The organism is Oleidesulfovibrio alaskensis DSM 16109, assembly GCF_000482745.1.
Classification (GTDB): domain Bacteria; phylum Desulfobacterota; class Desulfovibrionia; order Desulfovibrionales; family Desulfovibrionaceae; genus Oleidesulfovibrio; species Oleidesulfovibrio alaskensis.
In genome coordinates, this window is the sequence record NZ_AXWQ01000013.1 from 37822 (window position 1) to 51312 (window position 13491).

At 59.2% G+C, this 13491-nt stretch carries 11 protein-coding genes and 1 tRNA gene; 2 read left to right on the forward strand and 10 right to left on the reverse strand.

What is annotated here, in order from left to right:
- Positions 1-3 precede the first annotated feature (3 nt).
- From tkt to H586_RS0108475, 10 genes are all read right to left on the reverse strand, one after another.
- A complete protein-coding gene (gene tkt / locus H586_RS0108420; RefSeq protein WP_011368463.1) occupies positions 4-1998 on the reverse strand; it encodes a transketolase in 1995 nt (664 codons plus the stop codon).
- Positions 1999-2229: 231 nt separating this feature from the next.
- Complete coding sequence (rpe, locus tag H586_RS0108430; RefSeq protein WP_011368464.1) at positions 2230-2883, reverse strand: ribulose-phosphate 3-epimerase; 654 nt, start codon at positions 2881-2883, stop codon at positions 2230-2232.
- A gap of 18 nt (positions 2884-2901) precedes the next feature.
- Positions 2902-3273, reverse strand: coding sequence for a MerR family transcriptional regulator (locus tag H586_RS0108435; RefSeq protein ID WP_027181822.1), 372 nt, complete (start codon positions 3271-3273; stop codon positions 2902-2904).
- A gap of 212 nt (positions 3274-3485) precedes the next feature.
- Complete coding sequence (pheT, locus tag H586_RS0108440; protein ID WP_027181823.1) at positions 3486-5888, reverse strand: phenylalanine--tRNA ligase subunit beta; 2403 nt, start codon at positions 5886-5888, stop codon at positions 3486-3488.
- A gap of 159 nt (positions 5889-6047) precedes the next feature.
- Positions 6048-7088, reverse strand: a complete 1041-nt coding sequence (gene pheS / locus H586_RS0108450; RefSeq protein ID WP_011368467.1) for a phenylalanine--tRNA ligase subunit alpha — start codon at positions 7086-7088, stop codon at positions 6048-6050.
- A 23-nt stretch (positions 7089-7111) separates the two neighbouring features.
- Complete coding sequence (rplT, locus tag H586_RS0108455) at positions 7112-7465, reverse strand: 50S ribosomal protein L20 (RefSeq protein ID WP_011368468.1); 354 nt, start codon at positions 7463-7465, stop codon at positions 7112-7114.
- A gap of 81 nt (positions 7466-7546) precedes the next feature.
- Positions 7547-7744, reverse strand: a complete 198-nt coding sequence (gene rpmI / locus H586_RS0108460; protein WP_011368469.1) for a 50S ribosomal protein L35 — start codon at positions 7742-7744, stop codon at positions 7547-7549.
- 197 nt (positions 7745-7941) lie between these two features.
- Positions 7942-8490, reverse strand: a complete 549-nt coding sequence (infC, locus tag H586_RS0108465) for a translation initiation factor IF-3 (RefSeq protein ID WP_011368470.1) — start codon at positions 8488-8490, stop codon at positions 7942-7944.
- Entirely contained in the window at positions 8477-10411 is a 1935-nt protein-coding gene (gene thrS / locus H586_RS0108470; RefSeq protein WP_011368471.1) for a threonine--tRNA ligase, read from the reverse strand. Before thrS ends, infC begins: the two co-directional genes overlap by 14 nt.
- An 84-nt stretch (positions 10412-10495) precedes the next feature.
- Positions 10496-10570 (reverse strand) — tRNA-Val (locus H586_RS0108475).
- A 299-nt stretch (positions 10571-10869) separates the two neighbouring features.
- Here H586_RS0108475 and hcp point away from each other — a divergent pair.
- Together hcp and H586_RS0108490 are read left to right on the forward strand one after the other, a co-directional pair.
- Entirely contained in the window at positions 10870-12483 is a 1614-nt protein-coding gene (gene hcp / locus H586_RS0108485; protein WP_027181825.1) for a hydroxylamine reductase, read from the forward strand.
- A gap of 167 nt (positions 12484-12650) precedes the next feature.
- Positions 12651-13412: an ATP-binding protein gene (locus H586_RS0108490; RefSeq protein WP_027181826.1), complete on the forward strand. Its 762-nt coding sequence runs from the start codon at positions 12651-12653 to the stop codon at positions 13410-13412.
- The last annotated feature ends 79 nt before the right edge of the window (positions 13413-13491 follow it).

Here is a 13491-nt window from a genome sequence, read left to right on the forward strand (position 1 = left end):
ACGCTACAGCACTTCTTTTGCCACGGCAGCCACATTGTCTGCCGTAAAGCCGAAGTGTTCGAACAGCACCTTGCCGGGGGCGGATTCGCCAAAGGTGGTCATACCCACCACGCGGCCTTTAAGCCCCACGTATTTCCACCAGAAGTCAGAAGCGGCGGCTTCAACGGCCACACGGGCCTCAACAGCTGCGGGCAGTACCGATTCACGGTAGGCGGCGTCCTGCCGGTCGAAGATATTGCTGCACGGCATGGAAACAAGCCGTACCCTGCGGCCTTCGGCTGTCAGCCTGTCGCAGGCTCCGGCGGCCACGCCCACTTCCGAACCGGTGGCGATAAGGATGACTTCCGGGGTACCCTCGCAGTCACGCAGCACATAACCGCCGCGGGCGATGTTCCGCACTGCGGCATCATCACGCTGCATGAAAGGCACACCCTGCCGCGTAAACGACAGCGCTGTGGGGCCGTTTTTGTATTCAACGGCACTCTGCCAGGCAACCTGAGTTTCCACGGTATCGCAGGGGCGCCACACATGAGCCCCGGGAATAAGACGCAGACCGGCCAGCTGTTCCACCGGCTGGTGCGTGGGGCCGTCTTCGCCCACACCGATGGAGTCGTGCGTCAGCACCCAGACGGTGCGGATGCCCATCAGCGCGGAAAGACGGAACGCATTTTTGGCGTAATCGGAGAAGATGAGGAACGTACCGGCGTAAGGCAGGAAGCCGCCATGCAGGGTCAGGCCGTTCATGATGGCACCCATGGCGAACTCACGCACACCATAGGAAATATAGTTGCCGCCCCAGTTGGCGCTGTCCAGCAGCCTGCTGCCGCTCCATTTGGTACCTACGGAGCCGGTAAGGTCGGCGGAACCGCCCACCATTTCGGGCAGCGCAGGGCCGATGGCTTCAAGCGATTTGTTGCAGGCCTTGCGGGTGGCAAGGTTTTCGGCAGCGGCCACAATCTGCGCCAGTGCTTTTTCGCAAAGCTCCTTCCAGCCTTCGGGCAGATCGCCTGCCATGCGGCGGGTGAATTCCGCGGCAAGCGCAGGGTGTGCTGCGGCATAAGCAGCAAACATGTCATCCCATACCTGCTGGGCGGCAGCGCCTCTGGGCCGTGCGTCCCAACCTGCATACACATCGGCCGGAATCTCGAACGGAGGATGATTCCAACCTATGTTGGCGCGGGTGGCGGCTATTTCATCCGCACCCAGCGGCGCACCGTGCACTTTGCTGGAATCAGCCATATTGGGGGCGCCCATGCCTATCTTGGTCTTGCAGCAGATCAGGCTGGGACGTCCTGTTTCTGCTCTGGCTTCTTCAATGGCTTTGCGCACGGCTTCGGCATCGTGCCCGTCCACACCGGCCACCACATGCCAGCCGTAGGCACGGAAACGGGCGGGGGTATCATCGCCGAACCAGCTGTCAATACGACCGTCAATGGAAATGCCGTTATCATCGTACAGCGCCACAAGCTTGCCCAGGCCCAGCGTACCGGCCAGAGAGCAGGCTTCATGCGACAGACCTTCCATCATGCAGCCGTCACCCAGAAACACATAGGTGTGGTGATCGACAACGGTGAATCCGTCGCGGTTGAAGGCTTCGGCCAGCATGCGCTCTGCCATGGCCATGCCCACGGCCGTGGCGATGCCCTGCCCCAGCGGGCCGGTGGTAGTTTCCACGCCGGGGGTCACGCCGTATTCGGGGTGGCCCGGAGTTTTGGAATGCAGCTGCCGGAAATTTCTGATGTCGTCGATGCTGAGATCGTAGCCGGAAAGGTGCAGCAGCGAATAAATAAGCATGGAACCGTGTCCGTTGGAAAGCACGAAGCGGTCGCGGTCTGCCCAGCCGGGGTTGGCGGGGTTATGCTTCATGAAATCGTTCCACAGAACTTCGGCCATGTCGGCCATACCCATGGGCGCACCGGGGTGGCCTGATTTGGCCTTTTCCACGGCGTCCATGCTGAGTGCGCGGATAGCGTTGGCAAGATCCTTGCGGGAAGCCATCTGATCCTCCTGAAGAGTGACTGATTGCCGGTGCGTAAACCCGCGCCGGCTGGTGCATCCCTAGTCGCTTGAAGCGGGGAAGACAACCACTGAAATCATTTTTCAAAAAACGGCGGCACCGACGACACCGCGGCACCATCCGCCGGACGCGACTGTTCATCCGCACAGGAATCAAGCCGGAAGCCCGAAAAAGGGGCACGTGTTACCGTGCCCCGTTCCATTACATGACTGCTACCGGGCTGCCGCTGCCTGAAAGGCATCGTGCCGCTGACGATAGGGAGGATGCCCGAAAAAAGCAGATCCGGAGACCAGCACATCCGCCCCGCGGCGCACCAGCTCCGGTGTGTTTTCAGGATCCACGCCGCCATCTACCTGAATGAGGGTTTTCAGCCCTCTGGCGGTGATCATGGCGGAAAGTTCTTCTATTTTTCGCATGGTGAAGGGTATGAACTTCTGCCCGCCGAAGCCGGGGTTGACGCTCATGATCAGCACCATGTCTAGCTGATCCAGCACGTACTCAAGCACACAGAGCGGCGTATGCGGATTGAGAGCCACGCCGCACTGAACGCCCATGCGGCGGATTTCGCTCAGGGTACGCTCCAGATGGTTTGTGGCTTCGGCGTGCACCACCAGCATATCGGCACCGGCGTCGGCAAAATCCGCTATATAGCGTTCGGGTGCCTGCACCATCAGGTGCACATCAAAAAAAAGTCCGCTGGCTTTGCGCAGCTTTTTGATGATGGGTGCTCCCAGCGTGATGTTAGGCACAAACATGCCGTCCATGACATCCCAGTGCACCCACGAAAGGCCTGCGTCTTCAAGAGCGGCAAGTTCGTCCGCCAGCCTTCCGTAGTCGGAAGAAAGCAACGAAGGAGATAAAATCATAGTGGTTCCCCGGGACCGTTACATGCGGTCCGTTCCGGCAGCGTGCAGCATGGTGCGCAGCACCTGAAGCTCGTCTATGACTTCCCGCACGATACCGTTTTCAGCCACAGGCGCGGCAGGGGCGCATGTCTGCGGCTCCGCCTGCTGCTTCCGGCTGCTTTGCTGTTCCGCCAGCACTTTTCTGGCGCCTTCAATGGTCAACCCCTGCTCATGCAGCATGTACCGTATCTGCCTGAGCAGCGCTATGTTCTCTTCGGTGTACAGGCGCTGACCGCTTTCTGCACGCTCCGGCACCAGCTGGGGAAACTCCGTTTCCCAGAAGCGCAGAACATACGTCTTCAGGTTGAGTAATCTGGCGGCTTCGCCTATCCGGTAAACGGTGCCTGACATGCCTTCTCCCTTTGCTGGAAGCAGCACGCACCAGCCGGTGCTGCGGATGTCCGTCCGTGCCGCGGCAAGGGCATATGCCCGCAGGCGGCGCGTCAGCCACGTCCGACCATATGACGGAATGCCGACGAAACGAATGATTCCCTGCTGTTAAGCGCAACCTTCACAGCACTGTCCGGCCGCACGCCGGACAGTGCTGTGGCGGATATATGCGTCTAGATACGGACTCCCAATGCTTCCGTAAGCGATTCTGCCACTTTGTCGCGTTCCTTGTCCACTTCCTTGTCCTTGAGGGTACGCTCAGCATGTCTGAACGTAAGCCGGAAGGTCAGGTTGCGCTCCGGAGTCCCGCCTTCAGGCGTTTCCGGTTCAAACACGTCAACCAGCACGATGTCGCTGAACAGCTTCAGGCTCATGCCGCGTACATGGTCTGTCACGGCAGACACAGGCACGGAGGCAGACGCCATGACGGTGATGTCGCGCTTGACCGGCGGAAACACCGGCAACGCGCTGAACTGCACCGCCACATCGCGGCAAAGGGTACGCAGCGCGTCCAGATCGATTTCCGCCATCCACACGTCCTTGCGGGCATGATAGGCATCGGCGATATCGGGTTTTACGCGGCCTGCCACGCCCGCGCACACACTGCCCGCGCGTATTTCCACGCAGGGCAGCAGCCAGCTGTGATCCTTGCGCAGGGTAAAGGCAGCCGGACCGAGATTAAGCACGCGCAGCAGATGCTCCACAATACCCTTAAGGTCTTCGTAGCCGGCATCTTCTTCGCGGCGGGGCCAGCCGTCCTGATAGCGCTGACCGTAAACCAGCAGCCCGAGCCTGCCCGATTCACGCGCGGTAGTGTCAGACGACTGGTCGGCCTCGAATATGTGCGCCAGTTCAAACACCTGAAGTCCGGTGCTGCCCTGAGCAAGGTTGTGCCGCAGAGTGTTCAGCAGACCGGGAGCAAGTTCTGTGCGCAGCACGTCCTGCTCCGAGGTCAGCGGATTCATGATGGATATGCGGTTGCCGGCAGGCAGGCCGAGAAAATCAAGATCCTTGTGCCCCACAAAGCTGTAGTTCACAGCCTCGTTAAGCCCCAGACCGCGGCCCCATGCCTTGATACGCGCCCAGAATTCATATTCGCTGTCCGTACGGCCCTGCTCCAGCGGCTTGGAAACTTTGGGCAGCACGGGAGGAATGTTGTCCATACCGTAAACACGGCCGACTTCTTCTATCAGGTCGGCTTCGCGTTCAAGGTCGTGCCGGTGACTGGGGGCGGTTACCGTCCATTCGGGCGTATCAGCACCGCTCAGCGTGCATCCGAGCTTCTGCAGCGTTTCACGGCAGAAGCCGTCATCAAGCGATATGCCCAGAAGCGCTGCAGCACGGGCGGGGCGGAACCGCAGCTGTGCAGCCTGCCACGGAGCGGGCTCTGCACGGCATACGCCGGGACGCAGCACGCCGCCGCTCAGTTCGCACATCAGCTGGGCTGCGCGGTTCATGGCAAATGTGGAAAGCACCTGATCCACACCGCGCTCGAACCGGTAGGAAGATTCACTGCTCAGCCCCAGCCTGCGGGCTGTTCTGCGAATGGTGGCCGGTTTGAAGACGGCGCATTCCAGAAACACCCTGCGGCTGGCATCGTTGATTTCAGTGTTGGCTCCGCCCATCACACCGGCCAGCGCCACGGCTTTGGCGCCGTCCCTGATGAGCAGGTCCGATGCCTTGAGCACCCGTTCCTGACCGTCCAGAGTGGTAAAGCGCTCACCCTCCGCCGCCGTTTCCACGACGATGCGTGCCCCTTCAAGCAGGTCAAGGTCAAAGGCATGCAGCGGCTGGCCGAGTTCCATAAGAATATAGTTGGTCACATCCACAATGGCGGAAATGGGACGCACACCCACCGACTTGAGCCGGTGGCGCATCCAGAGCGGAGAAGGACAGGTGCTGATACCTTCGATGATGCGGCCCTGATACACTGGGCACTGCGCACCGTCTGCAATGGCTATGGTCACGTCACTGCCGGCGTCTTCGCCCTGTTCGCGCAGTTCAAGCTGCGGCATGGTCAGCGGCAGATCAAAGGCAAGCGCCACTTCGCGTGCCAGCCCCAGAACAGAAAGGCAGTCTGCCCTGTTGGGGGTGATGCTGATATCGAGCACCGTGTCGTCAAGCTGCAGCAGGTCGACCAGCCGCACGCCGGGTACAGAATCCTGCGGCAACACCATGATGCCGTCGGATTCGTCGGAAAGCTCAAGCTCGGATTCGGAACAGATCATCCCGCAGGAAGGCTGTCCGCGCAGCTTGGCTTTTTTGATTTTCAATCCGGAAGGCATGGTGACGCCCACTTTGGCCACCGGCACCTTCTGTCCGGCAGCCACGTTGGGCGCGCCGCACACGATATCCAGCACCTCGGTGCCTACGTCCACCCTGCACACGGACAGCTTGTCCGCTTCGGGGTGGCGGCCGCATTCAAGCACATGGCCCACTACTATGTCGGCTATGGCGTCGAACGGGCGGATAATTTCCTCAAGCTCAAGACCCAGCATGGTCAGCCGGTCGCCCAGCTCCTGTGCCGTGCCTGTATAGGGAACAAATTCCCGCAGCCAATTAAGACTAAGAAGCATCCTCGTCTCCCGTGGCCGGACAGCGAGTCCGGTCATGCAGGCTTGAATTCTGGTTTGCCGCGCATCCGGCAGGCCACGCAGCGGGGCACATGCAGCGCCCCGCAGCAAATACGCAACAGGTCATCCGCACCGGCCCGCAGGCCGCGCGGCACAACCGCATCAGGCAAACTGCCGCAAAAAGCGCACGTCGTTCTCAAAGAACATACGCAGATCGCCGATGCCGTATTTGAGCATGGTCACACGCTCCACACCCAGACCGAATGCAAAACCGGAGTAGACTTCAGGATCATAGCCGACGGATTTGAAGACCTCGGGGTCTATCATGCCGCAGCCCAGAATCTCCACCCAGCCTGTGGTCTTGCACACGCGGCAGGGCGCACCGTCTTTATGATAGCCTTTGCCCCCGCACATGCAGCACGAGATATCAACCTCGGCACTTGGCTCGGTAAAGGGAAAAAAGCTGGGACGGAAGCGCACTCTGGTGTCTTTGCCGAACACCTGCTGCAGAAACGAGGTAAGCGTGCCCCGCAGATCGGCCATGCTGACGTTACGGTCGACCATGAATCCTTCAATCTGATGAAACATGGGCGTATGCGTAAGGTCGGAATCGCGGCGGTACACCTTGCCCGGAGCGATGGCGGCCACGGGGGGCTTGCGCTCTTTCATGGTGCGCACCTGCAGGGGCGAGGTGTGCGTACGCAGCAGGATATTTTCCGTGACGTACAGCGTGTCCTGCATGTCGCGGGCGGGATGCTCCGGCGGCATGTTGAGCGCTTCAAAGTTGTGGTAGTCGTTCTCCACCTCGGGACCGGTGACGATATCATAGCCAAGCCCTTTGAAGACCTGACAGATTTCGTCCATCACCTGCGTCACGGGGTGCAGCGAGCCGACACGGGGCATACGTCCGGGCATGGAAGGATCGAAACGCGACAGCTTTTCGGCTTCGCGTTCTTCTTCCAGCGCGGTTTTGCGCCGGTCGAACAGGTTATTGAGTGATTCCTTGACGGCGTTAGCCGTCTTGCCCACCACGGGACGCTCCTCGGGAGCGAGTTCAGGCAGGCGGCCCATGATCTGCGCAAGGCGGCCTTTACGGCCGAGAAAATCAATGCGCAGCTCTTCCAGCATTTCTAAAGAAGAAGCCTGATCCAGGCCCTTGGCAAGGTCCGGGACCAGGCTCTCCAATTCATTGACCAGGGTCATAGGGATGGAGTCCCGATTCGTATCTAGCTGAGTTTCGACTTCACGAGTTCCGCCAGCTTGGCGAAGTCCTCTTTTTCACGAACGGCGAGATCGGCCAGCACCTTGCGGTTGAGTTCGATTCCGGCCAGAGCCAGGCCGTGGATGAACTTGCTGTACGAAACACCGTTTTCACGTGCTGCTGCGTTGATACGCAGAATCCAGAGCTTACGGAACTCACGCTTACGAACCTTACGGTCACGGGTGGAGTAGGCAAGCGAGCGTTCTACGGCTTCCCGCGCGGTACGGTACAGTTTGCTGCGACCACCGCGGTAGCCTTTGGCCATCTTCAGGTACTTTTTATGGCGTCTGTGAGTCGCCATTCCTCTCTTTACACGCATGGATTACCTCCATTTATGAACTCCGCGAGGCGAGAGACCGGCCAGCGGAGCCTGCTATGAAAATCCGGATGCCGCCTGCGCCTAGGCGTAGGGCAGCATGCGCTTGACAGCCTTTTCGTTGGTCTTGTCCACAAGCGCGGGTTGTCCAAGCTGCATTTTGCGCTTGGAAGCCTTTTTGGTCAGAATGTGACGCATATTCTTGCGACGGCGCTTGAACTTGCCGGAGCCGGTCACAGAGAAGCGCTTTGCAGCGCAGCGTCTGGTTTTGATCTTAGGCATGTGATCACTCCTTGCCATATGCTTCGGCCGTGCGGCAGTGCTGCCGCCGACCGGACGAAACATGCCCGGTACGGGCAGCTCCGTGTTACTTCCATCCCTGGTCAAATCTGAAAGGAGCACAGTACGACGTGCGCACTTCTCCCCAGAACGGAGAAAAGGCGATACATCCGCGCAATGCTCAAGTCAAGTCGAGAAATTTACACTTTCTTGGCGAGCGGTGTCAGCAGCATATGCAGGGTACGGCCTTCGGCGCGGGGCTCCTGCTCCACCTTGGCGATATCTTTGGTATCTTCCTGCGCGCGCTGCAGCAGCATCATGCCTCTGTCCTTGTGGACAATCTCACGACCGCGGAAAAACACAGTAACCTTGCATCTGTCACCGTCTTCAAGGAACCGGCGGATGTGCTTGAGCTTGGTCTGGTAATCATGTTCGTCCGTCTTGGGCCGAACCTTGATTTCCTTGACCTGAATGACAGTCTGCCGTTTTTTGGCTTCCTGCTTTTTCTTCTGCGCCTCGTACTTGTACTTGCCGTAATCCATAACCCTGCAGACAGGGGGCACGGCACCAGCAGCCACCTCAACAAGATCCAGTCCCTGTTCCTTGGCGACGGCAACTGCGTCGTTACGGGACATAATACCAAGCTGGCTGCCATCTGCATCGATGACACGAACTTCGCGTGCACGAATCTGCTCGTTGCGACGCGTCACGTCCTGCGGCTCCTGCCGACGAAACTTAGGAGAAGCTATAGCGCATCCCTCCACTTTTAAACGGTTCCTCACAATCGGCCCTGATGATGTCCACTACCTCATCCAGCGTCTTAAGGCCAAGATTATCACCCTTTCTCAGGCGCACGTTCACGCCGCGGGCTTCCACTTCCTTGTCACCGATGACGAGAATGTAGGGAATCTTTTCCAGCTGTGCCTCACGTACCTTGTAGCCGAGTTTTTCATTGCGGGTGTCCACTTCCACGCGGATACCCTGCGCCATAAGAGCGGCGCGGGCTTCTTCGGCAAACTCGTTCTGGGCGTCCGTCACGGTGAGCAGACGTGCCTGAACAGGAGCCAGCCACGTGGGGAAGGCACCGGCAAAATGCTCTGTAAGCACACCGATGAAACGCTCAACCGAGCCAAGAATGACGCGATGCACCATAACCGGTCGATGGCGTTCACCATCCTGTCCGATGTACACCAGATCAAAGCGGTCAGGCAAGGTGAAATCACACTGCACCGTGGCGCACTGCCACTCTCTGCCCAGGCAGTCGCGCAGTTTTACGTCAATTTTAGGCCCGTAAAAGGCGCCGTCGCCCTCGTTAATCTCGTAGGGCAGTCCCTGCCCTTCCAGCGCCTTCACAAGCGCGCTGGTGGCGCGGTCCCAGTCTTCGTCGGAACCGATGGACTTTTCGGGACGGGTGCTCACTTCCATGGAATATTCAAAGCCGAACACGCCCATGACATCCCGCACAAAATTCAGCACACCCACGATTTCGCTTTCCAGCTGGTCAGGAGTGCAGATGATGTGCGCATCATCCTGCGTGAACTGGCGCACCCGCAGCAATCCGTGCAGAACACCGCTTTTTTCATGGCGGTGCACCACGCCCAGCTCAAAAAGGCGTACGGGCAGGTCGCGGTAGCTGTGGCTGCGTGATTTATAGATGAGCATATGAGCCACGCAGTTCATGGGCTTTACGCCGTAGGGCTGCTCATCAATATCCGTAAAATACATGTTTTCACGGTAGTTGTCATAGTGACCGGATTTTTCCCACAGCTCGCGGCGCAAAATCTGCGGCGTCTGCACAATCTGGTAGCCGCGCTTCAGGTGTTCCTTACGCTCGAAGTCTTCCAGAATGGCGCGCACAAGCGCCCCTTTGGGATGCCAGTACACCATGCCCGAGCCGCCTTCTTCCTGAAAGCTGAACAGGTCAAGCTGCGTGCCCAGCTTGCGGTGGTCACGCTTTTTCGCTTCCTCTATTCTGTTCAGATAGCTTTTCAGCTCTTTTTCATCAGGAAAAGCCGTGCCGTACACACGCGAAAGCATGGCATTCTTTTCATCACCGCGCCAGTAGGCGCCGGCAACGGACATCAGCTTGAAGGCATTGATACAGCCGGTATCGGGAATATGAGGACCGCGGCACAGGTCGACAAAGTCGCCGCTGCGGTAAATGGAAACAATATCGTCGGGCACGGCGTCGATAAGCTCAAGCTTGTAGGTCTCGCCCATGTCGGCAAACATTTTCTTTGCCTCATCCTTGGACATGACACTGCGCTCGAACGGATGCGCCGCCTTGATGATCTTGTCCATCTCTGCTTCGATGGCTTCAAGATCATCTGCGGTGAACGGACGCTCGTAGTCGAAATCGTAATAGAAGCCGTTTTCAATGGCAGGCCCGATGGTCACCTTTACGCCGGGGAAAAGGCGCTGCACGGCATCGGCCATTACGTGGGCCGCACTGTGGCGGATAAGACCAAGCCCTTCGGGCGAGTCTGCATAGACAGGCTCAAGGGTTTCGCAGGCGGTCGGAACGGTCGCGGTCAGATCGAGCATGGTGCCGCCGCAACGGGCAGCCAGCACTTTTTTAAATTTCTTGCCGCTCAAGGCCTGCTTGAGCACGTCCCGGCAGCTTGCGCCGGACTCGACCTCCACCACTGATCCTTCGATGGAAACCTTCACCTTGCAAACTCCTTGCTAATCAATTTATCCGCCACCAATGACAAAAAGGGGGAGGCTACGGGCCTCCCCCTGCTTTGTTCGATGTGGTAGGCACGGGCAGGATTGAACTGCCGACCCCTTCCGTGTCAAGGAAGTGCTCTCCCACTGAGCTACGCGCCTACATCGCGAGGCAGAGGCGCAACCTATACAGGACCCCCTTCCTTGTCAAGCGACTTTTTCTTTTTTTCCATTTTTTCTGTCACGCGCGCCCAGTATATCATGTATGCACAAAATAATGCTGCTAGGGTGCACATTGTTATGCCCTTTTGTGACTCCGGTCACATCCCCTGCCCCGCAGGACGGCTATGGTGTCTTTAACAACGGCAGACAACCTGCCCCGCTCCGGCGGAAACCAGCTGAACCCGGAAGAACCGGACAGGATTCCGGTTTATTTCGAAACCAAGCCGAAGGAGTACAGTATGTTTTGCAACCAGTGTGAACAGACAGCCAAGGGAACCGGCTGCACCGCCATGGGCGTGTGCGGCAAGCAACCCGAAGTTTCCGACCTTCAGGACGCCACCGTATACGCGCTGCGCGGCCTTGCCATAGCAGCACAGGACGCTGCAGCCAAAGGCGTGAGAGAACAGGGCATGGGCCATTACACCGCCGCCCGTCTTTTCAGCACGCTGACCAACGTGAACTTCGACCCCGACCGCTTTGTGCCGTGGGTGCACGAAATAACGGCCATGCGCGACGACCTTGTACGCAAGGCAGGCCTTTCCTACACCTCCGGACCGGCGGCATTTGTTCCCGGTGCCGATGCGGCGGCCATAGTGCAGCAGGCGGCGGAACACGGCACCCTGACTCTGGCACCTGACGAAGACATCCGTTCGTGCATGCAGATTCTGCTCTACGGTATGAAAGGCGTGGCAGCTTACGCCGACCATGCAGCCATTCTGGGGCAGGAAGACAACGCGGTGTACGACTTTCTGTACAAAGGTCTTGCCGCGGGCTTTGACGGAAAGGCCCGTGATCTGAATGACTGGGTCGGGCTGCTGCTTGAATGCGGCAACGTGAACCTGCGCACCATGGAACTGCTGGACGCCGGCAACACCGGCACCTACGGTCACCCCGTGCCCACGGAAGTGCCTCTGGGACACAGAAAGGGCAAAGCCATACTGGTATCAGGCCATGACCTTCGGGATCTGCATGAACTGCTTAAACAGACCGAAGGCACCGGCATCAACATTTACACCCACGGTGAAATGCTGCCCTGCCACGGCTACCCCGAGCTGAAAAAGTTCCCCCATTTCTACGGACATTTCGGCACCGCATGGCAGAACCAGCACAAGGAATTCCCGCAGTTCCCCGGCGCCATCCTTTTCACCACCAACTGCATCCAGAAACCGCAGGCATCGTATCAGGACAATGTCTTCACCACCGGGCTGGTGGGCTGGCCGGGCCTGACACACTGCGAAAACCGGGATTTCTCGGCCGTCATCAAACGCGCACAGGAACTGCCCGGTTTCACGGAAGACGCTCCCGGCAAAACCGTTATGACCGGATTCGGCCACAATGCGGTGCTGGGCGTGGCAGGGGCAGTTGTCGACGCGGTGAAAAGCGGCGCCATCCGCCACTTCTTCCTTGTCGGCGGCTGCGACGGAGCCAAGCCCGGCCGCAACTACTACACCGAATTTGTGGAAAAAGCGCCGGCAGACACTGTCATCCTGACGCTCGCCTGCGGCAAATTCCGCTTCTTTGACAAAGAACTCGGCACCATAGGCGGCATTCCCAGACTGCTGGACGTGGGACAGTGCAATGATGCCTATTCCGCCATTCAGATAGCAGTCGCACTGGCAAAGGCTTTCGACTGCGGCGTCAACGACCTGCCCCTTTCTCTGGTGCTGTCGTGGTACGAACAGAAAGCCGTGGCCATCCTGCTGACGCTGCTGGCACTGGGCATCAAGGACATCCGCCTCGGCCCGTCACTGCCTGCTTTTGTCAGCCCCAATGTGCTGAACTTCCTTGTCGAAAACTACAACATCAAGCCTATTTCCACGGCTGAAGAAGACCTGAAGGCCATTCTGGGTTAACAGCGCCGCGGCGGGAGGCTCTGCCTCCCGCCGCCCTCTGAGGCGTATTCCCCGTGCCCATGCCCGTCCTGCGGCCATGCGCACCCGGAGTACCCGCAAGCACACAGTGCGGTACCGGCAAACACACCGCCGCTCTCATGCGGCATCAGTCACACGGGGGAAATATAATGAAAAAACAGATACGCAAAATAATACAGATAGATGAAGAGCGCTGCGATGGCTGCGGCCTGTGCGTGCTCGACTGTGCCGAAGGCGCCATAGCCATCATCGACGGCAAGGCGAAACTGGTCAAGGATTCCTACTGCGACGGGTTGGGAGCCTGTCTGGGTGCCTGCCCGCAGGATGCCCTGCACATCATAGAGCGCGAAGCCGACGAATTTGACGAGGAAGCCGCCATGGAACACGTACGCCGGCGCGATGCCGCGACCGGACAACCGCCGCAGCCCGTACGCCCGCATCATTCAGGGGGCTGCCCCGGGTCCATGGTACGCTCGTTCGGCGCAACCGGACAGCAGAGCCCGCAGCTGGCACAGGCTCATCAGCCGGCCGCCGGTCCCGGCCACTGGCCGCTCAAAATACGGCTGGTGCCGCCCACAGCGCCGTTTCTCAAAGGGGCCGACGTGCTTGTGGCCGCCGACTGCGCGGCTGCCGCTTCGCCTCAGTTTCACAGCCGGTTTGCCGCAGGCAAAGTGGTGCTCATAGGCTGCCCGAAATTTGACGATACCGCAGCCTACGCCCAGCGGCTTGCCGACATACTGACAACCAGCGGCATAGCTTCTCTCACCGTGCTGCGCATGGAGGTACCCTGCTGCAGAGGCCTTTCAGAAGCGGTGAACAGCGCTGTGCGCCAGTCCGGCAGTTCCGTGCAGATAAACGAGGTCATCATGACCTGTCAGGGGCACGAGGCGCAGAACACCCTTTTCGGCTGACGGCAATGCCGGCCGGCACAGGCCCCGCCGCTGACGGCGGGGCTTTTTTGCGTCCGGCCGTCAGCAGATAAGATTCTCA

Coding starts and splice junctions, on each gene's coding strand:
- rpe (WP_011368464.1), bottom strand. CDS start 2,883: ATGATTTTATCTCCTTCGTTGCTTTCTTCCGACTACGGAAGGCTGGCG.
- hcp (WP_027181825.1), top strand. CDS start 10,870: ATGTTTTGCAACCAGTGTGAACAGACAGCCAAGGGAACCGGCTGCACC.
- rpmI (WP_011368469.1), bottom strand. CDS start 7,744: ATGCCTAAGATCAAAACCAGACGCTGCGCTGCAAAGCGCTTCTCTGTG.
- rplT (WP_011368468.1), bottom strand. CDS start 7,465: ATGCGTGTAAAGAGAGGAATGGCGACTCACAGACGCCATAAAAAGTAC.
- pheS (WP_011368467.1), bottom strand. CDS start 7,088: ATGACCCTGGTCAATGAATTGGAGAGCCTGGTCCCGGACCTTGCCAAG.
- H586_RS0108490 (WP_027181826.1), top strand. CDS start 12,651: ATGAAAAAACAGATACGCAAAATAATACAGATAGATGAAGAGCGCTGC.
- pheT (WP_027181823.1), bottom strand. CDS start 5,888: ATGCTTCTTAGTCTTAATTGGCTGCGGGAATTTGTTCCCTATACAGGC.
- H586_RS0108435 (WP_027181822.1), bottom strand. CDS start 3,273: ATGTCAGGCACCGTTTACCGGATAGGCGAAGCCGCCAGATTACTCAAC.
- tkt (WP_011368463.1), bottom strand. CDS start 1,998: ATGGCTTCCCGCAAGGATCTTGCCAACGCTATCCGCGCACTCAGCATG.